At 48.0% G+C, this 7,497-nt stretch carries 7 protein-coding genes; 1 reads left to right on the top strand and 6 read right to left on the bottom strand.

Features of this window, described 5'->3' with window-relative positions; genetic code table 11:
• The 4 genes from ACTO17_RS13260 to ahpC form a co-directional block, all read right to left on the bottom strand.
• Positions 1-1,023 (bottom strand): IS91 family transposase (locus ACTO17_RS13260; protein ID WP_482558261.1); only part of this gene is annotated, 1,023 nt, incomplete at its 3' end.
• Between the two features lie 207 nt (positions 1,024-1,230).
• On the bottom strand, positions 1,231-2,208 hold the full coding sequence (gene holA / locus ACTO17_RS13255; protein WP_482558260.1) for a DNA polymerase III subunit delta: 978 nt from the start codon (positions 2,206-2,208) through the stop codon (positions 1,231-1,233).
• A gap of 14 nt (positions 2,209-2,222) precedes the next feature.
• A complete protein-coding gene (locus ACTO17_RS13250; protein ID WP_172536578.1) occupies positions 2,223-2,888 on the bottom strand; it encodes a thioredoxin family protein in 666 nt (221 codons plus the stop codon).
• A gap of 10 nt (positions 2,889-2,898) precedes the next feature.
• Positions 2,899-3,465, bottom strand: coding sequence for an alkyl hydroperoxide reductase subunit C (gene ahpC, locus ACTO17_RS13245; protein ID WP_482558259.1), 567 nt, complete (start codon positions 3,463-3,465; stop codon positions 2,899-2,901).
• 198 nt (positions 3,466-3,663) lie between these two features.
• On the opposite strand from ahpC, the gene ACTO17_RS13240 reads away from it, so the two are divergent.
• Complete coding sequence (locus tag ACTO17_RS13240) at positions 3,664-3,867, top strand: hypothetical protein (RefSeq protein ID WP_172536576.1); 204 nt, start codon at positions 3,664-3,666, stop codon at positions 3,865-3,867.
• An 84-nt stretch (positions 3,868-3,951) separates the two neighbouring features.
• On the opposite strand, the gene ACTO17_RS13235 is transcribed toward ACTO17_RS13240, so the two are convergent.
• Together ACTO17_RS13235 and ACTO17_RS13230 are read right to left on the bottom strand one after the other, a co-directional pair.
• Positions 3,952-6,510 carry a ComEC/Rec2 family competence protein gene (locus tag ACTO17_RS13235; protein WP_482558258.1) on the bottom strand — a complete coding sequence of 853 codons (2,559 nt, stop codon included), beginning with the start codon at positions 6,508-6,510 and terminating at the stop codon, positions 3,952-3,954.
• Complete coding sequence (locus tag ACTO17_RS13230; RefSeq protein WP_172536574.1) at positions 6,503-7,495, bottom strand: GerMN domain-containing protein; 993 nt, start codon at positions 7,493-7,495, stop codon at positions 6,503-6,505. Before ACTO17_RS13230 ends, ACTO17_RS13235 begins: the two co-directional genes overlap by 8 nt.
• Between the last annotated feature and the right edge of the window lie 2 nt (positions 7,496-7,497).

Raw genomic sequence — 7,497 nt, 5'->3', positions numbered from 1 at the left:
TGGGTCATAACCAAAAGCAGAGAGTATGGCAGTGCGCCACTGGTTAAAGCTTCTAAGAATGTGGTGCTTTTCACGGGAAATGGCTCTATGGAGCTTTTTATCAATCTCCCGGTGGCGGGCATAAATGCCGCCGTAACGGATCATTTTGAAATGCTTTTCCGGGATATGGCGGATAAGACGCTCTATGAACTCCATAACAGGAAGGGTTTCTTCCATATAGGAGTCATCTTCGTGGCGGTTGTAATGGAAGGTAACAAAGTCGCCATCATAGTTGTCAATCCGGGACGTGGCAATAACGGGGCGCCCCAGATAGCGCCCGATATATTTTATGGCAGTGTTGGGGTCACATTTATTCGGTTTTGCATAGATATAGAAACCGTTTTTGTGTTCACGGTAACAGCGGGATTTTACCTTTTTAAAAGAAGGGCCGATTCTGGATTCCATTTCACCCAGCAGGGCAGTGCGGAAAGCAGTGCGGAGGTAGGTATAGTTGAAGTAATTGATATTGCGCCAGAAACCGTTATCGCTGTAGCCGCCTTCAGAAATCAGGCAGTGGATATGAGGGTTCCATTTCAAATCTCTGCCAAAGGTGTGAAGGACCATGATGAAACCGGGAGTGAAGTTCATGGTCTTATTCTGCTTAAAAAACATACGGGAAACAACACTGTTCACGGCATGGAAGAGGCAGTCAAGGAGGGAACGGTCACCCAGAAAAAACTCCCGGAGCTGCTCATCAATCGTGAAGACGCAATGGCGGTGGATGACATTTACGAGCTTAAAGGACATAGAAGTAGTGCGTTGCATGGCGTAGAGATTACCACAGGTAGGGCAGAAGCGGCTGTGACAGCGGAAAGGGACAAATTTCAGCTTGCCGCAGTGGGGACAGCCGTACATGGCGCCGCCGAAAGAGGGATCACCACAGTTGATCATTTTATCTACGTTGTCAATAACAGACTGACGTGGATGTAATATATAAATCATTTCTTCATAATGGTCTCTAAAAATATCCTGTAGTATGCTCATGAGATTATTATGAAGGAAAACGACACAAAAAGGAACCCCTAATTCCCCCATGAATGGGGGCTAGGGGGTTGAAGTGTCGAAGACACTTTTTTATATTTGAAATATGGAATAACAGAGCAGTCATATATTTGGCTGCGGGCAAAACTGCCGGATTGCTCTCTGGCACGCAAACCGGACAGCAAAATAGATTTGCTGCTTAAAAATATTCTAAATCGTATTCCCTACAATCAGCAGTTCTACGGCCATCCGGTCGTTTAAATTTCCGGTTTTAACGCTTTCTTCTGTTTTCACGCAGTTTAAAACGGCGTTTTTTAACTGTTCTGTGGTAAATCTGCCTGACTGGGACAGATTCCGCCTGACCGTAAACTCCGGAATGCCTGCTTTGGAAGCAATAAACTTGTGATCGTATCCCTGCCTGCCCAGTTCTTTCACCTGCAGAAGAATCTGAAACTGTCTTGCGATGAGAAATAAAATCCGCATAGGCGGCTCTTTTAAAGCAAGCAAATCATAGTACAGCTCCAATGCCTGTTTCCGCTTTCCCTCTGCAATGCAGCTGATCATCTCAAAGATCCGTCCGGTGGTCTGCACGGTGCAGACCGCTTCCACATCCTCTGCCGAAATTACTTCTTTTCCCAGGGTATAGCAGAACAGCTTTTCCAGTTCCCTGTCGATATTCTCCATGTCATTTCCTGTTTTTTCCAGAAAAAGCTGCATGACAGACTGAGTTATTTTTTTATTTTCCCGTTTCAGCCGGCCCAGTATCCACGGAACAAGCAGGGCGTCCTTCTGTCTGGCAAATTCCACCGCACGGCCTGCGTTTTTCACCGCCTTGTACATTTTGCTGCGCTTGTCCACGTCCTCTTCTTCAAATACAAACACTGTGGTTTCTGCAATGTGTTTCATATACTCCGCCAGTTCTTCACAGGAGCTTTTGAAGCAGCCGCTGTTCTCCACCAGAATCAGCCTGTACTCTGCCAAAAAAGGAAGGGTTTCCGCCAGATCAATCATTTCTCCGATATTACAGTTTTTCCCTTCATAATACGCGGCATTCAGAGTATCTCCCGAGGGAGCCAGGGCATTTTTTAATTTCTGCTTATACTGCCGTTTCAGATAGCTTTCTTCGCCGTACAAAAGATAGACCCGCTGAAAACTGCCGTTTTTAATATCCTCATCAATGCTTTTCATAAACACCTGCTGTTCTACTTATAAGCCCGCAGAATCTGATAAATCTCATCCATATTTTTGTTTCCCAGAAGCACCTCTTTTTCATTAATAATGGTCATGGGAATCCGTTCGATCTTGTATTTCTCCACCAGTTCCGGATACAGCCGGGCGTCAATCATCCTGGCCTCCAACACCGGGCACTCTGCGGCCATTTTCTGGCAGGTGATAACCTGTTGGGCGCAGTGATGGCAGGAAAGGGAAACAAATATTTTAATCTCGCTTTTATGGGTAAGCTTATCCAGTTTTTTCTTCATCCGCTTTTCCAGTTCCTGTCCGGGGCCTGCCACATTATAAATGGCAAAAATCAGGGAATTCATTTCCTTCCCTCCGGTGACTCCGTGAAACGAAATGCCGGCATACTGTTCCTGCCGGTACAGCCCGGTAACAGGCAAAAGAGAAGTATCCAGTTCCGGCGCTTTTTCTTCTGCCTCCGTCTTATCGTAAATCCGGCAGGAAAGTTTCCCGGTAAGGCCGGAAATATGACGCACCAGCTCTGCCATTTCCACAGATACGGCGTCCTCCGGGTCAATGACGCATACAAGTCCGGCCTCACCCTCCAGTTTCTCAAACACTCCCTGCATCTGCCCTTCCAGTTCCGGAGTAATCAGACTGCTTGACGAAGCAATTTTATCAATATCCATTCTATTCCTCCTACAACATTCCCACCAGATCCAGGCTGGGGCTTAAGGTCTCCTCTCCGGGCTGCCATTTGGCCGGGCATACCTGGTCTCCGTGCTCCTCCACAAACTTCGCTGCCTGTACTTTTCTCAAAAGCTCCGCCGCATTCCTTCCAATGCCCATATCATGAATTTCGTAAGCCTTCACCACGCCTTCCGGATTCAGAATAAAAGTTCCCCGAAGGGCCTGTCCCTCTTTTTCCACCAAAACTCCGAACTGACGCGCCAGCTCCCCTGCCGGATCTGCCAGCATCACATACTGGATTTTCTTAATGGTTTCAGAAGCGTCTGCCCATGCCTTATGAACAAAATGGGTGTCCTCTGAGACAGAATAAATCTCGCATCCTTCTTTTTTAAATTCTTCATAATGATCTGCCAGATCTCCCAGTTCTGTGGGGCATACAAAGGTAAAATCTGCCGGATAGAAAAACAGCACTGACCAGTGTCCCATCAAGTCCTCCTGGCTTACCTCTGTAAAATCTCCCTTTGTATAAGCAGAAACATGAAATTCTTCTATTTTTCTGTTAATCATATGCTCCATTGCATCTTCCTCCTTTTATTCTTTGCTTTAAATTATAAAGATCTTTCCTGCAAAATGCAACTTTATTTTTTCCTTGTACACATTATCCCAAATGTCAAAAACCTATCTTTTCCACTTGTAACCAAAAAGGAATCAGGATATAATAAAATTATCATATGTATTTGGGACTATTTTATCCATCGAACAGGAGGAGGAACCATGGAGAAGAAGAATTTAGATATTACCAACATGAACGGTGTAAGCAACGATGATGATACCACCTGCGGATTGAATGACATGAACTGTCTGGGAAACACTGCAGAGGACGACAGCACTTGCAGCATCACCAATATGAACTGTAATTCTGACGACGATGATACTACCTGCAGCATTACAGATATGAACTGCACCGGCGACAAATAGTACATTTTTCTGAACGTCAGCGGCGTCGCAGCTGGATTGGCATTTGCTGTCCTGCTGCGGCGCCGTAATTGTTTTTGCCCAGTGTTACGGAAGGGGCTGAATCAAAATCTGCCCTCGTTCCATGGTACTCACCACCCGGCTCCCCGCTTCCCGCATCCTCTCTACCGCCTCTTTTCCCGGATGCCCGTAAGAATTCCCTTCCCCACAGGAAATCACGGTAAGTTCCGGCGACAGCAGCTCCAGGAATTCCTGACTGTTGGAACCGTCAGAGCCATGATGGGCAGCCTTATAATACGTAATCCCCCGGATTCCCTTTTGCTCCATCCATTCCTTGATTTTTCCCTCTTCCACCAACTGCCGCTCCTGCTCTGCTCCGATGTCCCCGGTAAAAAAACCGGTGAAATTCCGGTACTCCAAAGACAGCGCCAGAGAATTCCCATTCCGATCCCCTGCACACTCTGCCTGGGGATGCCAGACTGTAAAAACTGCTTCTTCGCTTCCAAACTGCATTCCAGGCGAAACAAAAAGAATCCTGCATCCCCTGCGCTCAGCCAGTTTCAGCAATTCCGCCCCTGCTTCGTCTCTGACCATCCCTTCCGCCACGATCAAAGCTTCGACAGAATATCCCGCTTCCAGCAGCTCTTTCAGGCCGCTGATATGATCCTGGTCTGCATGGCTTACCGCCCATCCCTGGATGGATGTGATGCCCCTGGACTTTAAAAAAGGCAGAATCCGGTAAGTTCCGGCTTTTGGCACATCGCTGCTGCCGCCGTCCACAAAGAAATGCTCTCCTGTTTCCGTCTGAATCAAAATACCGTCTCCCTGGCCCACATCCAACACATCAATTTCAAACTGAGGGGGCTTGCGCAGAACTAAAATCATGAAAACTGCCGCCCCAAGAACTGCCAGAAATCTTCTTTGGCCCTTGAACCGGTACAGGTATAATGCAGCCGCCAAACTCACGTAATAACACGCAATAAGCGCCAATTCCGGCCTTCCGGCTGTCCACACCGCGCCGGGCAGCTCTAAAGATTTCCTGCAAATCCATTCATTATTTGCGAGCATCCATCCCACTGGATACAGAAAGGTTTTTCCAGCCGGGAGAAAAATACTCCCGACACATGCCCCCAGGGCCCCAAGGGATAACAGCAGCCCCAGAAAGGGCAGAATACACCCGTTTACCAGAATGCCGTAACAGGGGATTTCATAATAAAAGTACAGAGAAAGAGGCAGCGTTGCAAGCTGAATACAGCCGCTGATAAACAGGGAATCCCCAAAACGCTCCAGCCATTTTTTCCAGGCAGAATTGTATTCCTCCTGGGCTCCCTGCGCGGCCTGTTCCTTCCTGTCCCTTTGTTTCTTAAAAATCCTTCGGAAAAAAGACGTTCCAGAACACCTTTGATCCGCATCTTTTGAGGCAGGCTCTTTCAAAACCGCCGCAATCACGGCAACTCCCAGTACTGCTCCGTAGGAAAACAAAAATCCTGCATATTCCAGTACAAAGGGATTCTCCCACATCTGAATTCCGGCGCTGAATCCCAATGCGGTTAAGGTATCGTAACTGCGCCCCAAAAGATAAGCCGCCATCTGTACGGCAAACATCAGTAATGCCCGCACTGTGGAAATTTCCAGGCCGGAAAGCTGCCCGAAGCCAACAGCAATTGCCACAGCAGCCAGGCTGCTGAGTTTCCCGGGACAGCCCAGTCTGCGAAGCAGACGGAATACCCCCATGCCGAACAGAGACACATGCAGGCCGGAAATGGCCAGAATATGGGAAATTCCCGCCCTTTGGTATAAATCCTTCACTTCCCGATCCAACAGGCTCTTATCTCCAAGCGTCATGTCCGCCAGCAACCCGGCGTCTTTTTCAGACATGCACTGCAGATAAACCCTGCGGAATTTTTGCCGCAGATTTTCCAGAAACACTGACATTTTACGCTCCCTGGCTGAAATCAGCGTTTCCTCTTCTGCGTACAGGCGGAATTCTATTTTTTTACTCTGGTAATATTGTTTTTCATCGAAATTCCCTTCATTGCGGGATATTTGAAATGGCGCATAGCTGCCGGTAACTCTCAGTATATTTCCCGGCCGGATATGCAGATTAGAACTGTAGACCAGAATCCCGCAGGAAGGGTAAATACTTTCCCCTGCCAACACCCGGGTATCTGTCAGATAATATATGCACTGCTCTTCCTTCTCTTCTCTCTTCTTTACTTCTCCCCAAAGGGTAATCTGAGCTCCTTCTTCCAATACCGTTTCCAGGCGGTTCCGTACCTGCTGCTGCGTCTGAAACTGAAAAGAACCGGCGCAGAATGCCAGCAGGCAACACAGGCTGCGGAACAGGATTGCCGCACGAATGCTCCATTTCCTGGAGACGGCAGAAAGTGAATCCTGATACCCGGCCGCTTCCTTACGGCAATCCATATCTTTTAATCCACGGCAGCCCGCTTCCCCGTAACAGCCGGTATTTTCTGCAAAAAGGCGGCTCCTTTCCCATGCCTTTTTCCTGTCTCTGCCTGCCGCCAGGCCCAAAGCAGCCGCAAATGCCAGAAAGCCCGCCGCAAACAGGAGATTCTGTTCTTTTCCGAAAAGAATTCCCAAAAGAAGAGAAAGAGCCAGGCAGCAAATCATACGGTTAGTCACCGGCTTCCTCCTCAATCACTACTTTCTCCGCGCCCTCTTCCATCTGCTCCTCCTTGGTACGGGCGCTTTCATCCAGGTAATCCAGATTTCTTTCGTACATAACATTCAAATCCATTTTTTCCCGGTAAGTCATGTTGCTGTCTCCGTTGACGGAAATCTGGACTTTATTGATGTTTGACAGCTCCGCCAAAGAATTGACAATAGAATAAATCACCACAGGCTCCGCAATCTCGTAATTCTGGGTGAGAAACCCTTCATTCAGATTTACAAATCCAACGCCGTCCAACACGGATATATTGACCAGTTTGGTGCCCTCCGGAATGGCGGAACGCTCGCCTGCGCCCTCCGGCCCCTTCAAAAGCTGCTCCATCACCAGTTTTTCAATGGAAATATTGCTGCTGTAGTGAACCTCCTGCACCTTTGGAATTAACCCTGTCCCGTCTTTGTTGGAAAAATACAGGGTAATACTGGCTGTCTGAATGGTATTGATCTGCTCTCCCGGATTCTCAATGAAGGTTTCCGCCGTCATAAGACCAATCAGGCTTCCGCCCGCATCCATCAGCGGGGAATCCTCCACATAAAAAGAAATGCAGTCCACTCCTTCTACCTGGGTTAAAGTCCTTACAATCGCAGCCCGGCACAGCACCTCCGTGACATTGTCCATTTCCATATAACTGCTGCCAAAATGCAAATACAGCTGGGCATTTTCCAGCTTCCAGGACACCAGCTTCACATCCAGAGGCACTGCCTGCCGGTAATCCTTATTTTCTTCCGCCTGAAACAGCCGGTCCAGAAACTCCTGGATCATCCCCTCAGTATCCTTCGCTTCAGGCTCATATCCCCTTGCCACTGTTTTGGTATTTTCTTTATTCACATAGAATATCCTGTACTCCGAATCATCCTCCTGGCCTCTTTCACATCCTGCAAGCCCCACAAGGGAAAGAATCAGAAGCAACAGATACAGACCTTGTTTTTTTCTTCTCATTC

Source organism: Petralouisia sp., from assembly GCF_056822245.1.
Note: the sequence above shows the minus strand (reverse complement) of the source record. Positions and strands in the feature narration are given on the sequence as shown.

Bases quoted from the DNA above. Each gene is read 5' to 3' on its own strand.
- holA (WP_482558260.1), bottom strand. From the start codon at position 2,208: ATGAAAAGCATTGATGAGGATATTAAAAACGGCAGTTTTCAGCGGGTC.
- ACTO17_RS13250 (WP_172536578.1), bottom strand. From the start codon at position 2,888: ATGGATATTGATAAAATTGCTTCGTCAAGCAGTCTGATTACTCCGGAA.
- ahpC (WP_482558259.1), bottom strand. From the start codon at position 3,465: ATGGAGCATATGATTAACAGAAAAATAGAAGAATTTCATGTTTCTGCT.
- ACTO17_RS13240 (WP_172536576.1), top strand. From the start codon at position 3,664: ATGGAGAAGAAGAATTTAGATATTACCAACATGAACGGTGTAAGCAAC.
- ACTO17_RS13230 (WP_172536574.1), bottom strand. From the start codon at position 7,495: ATGAGAAGAAAAAAACAAGGTCTGTATCTGTTGCTTCTGATTCTTTCC.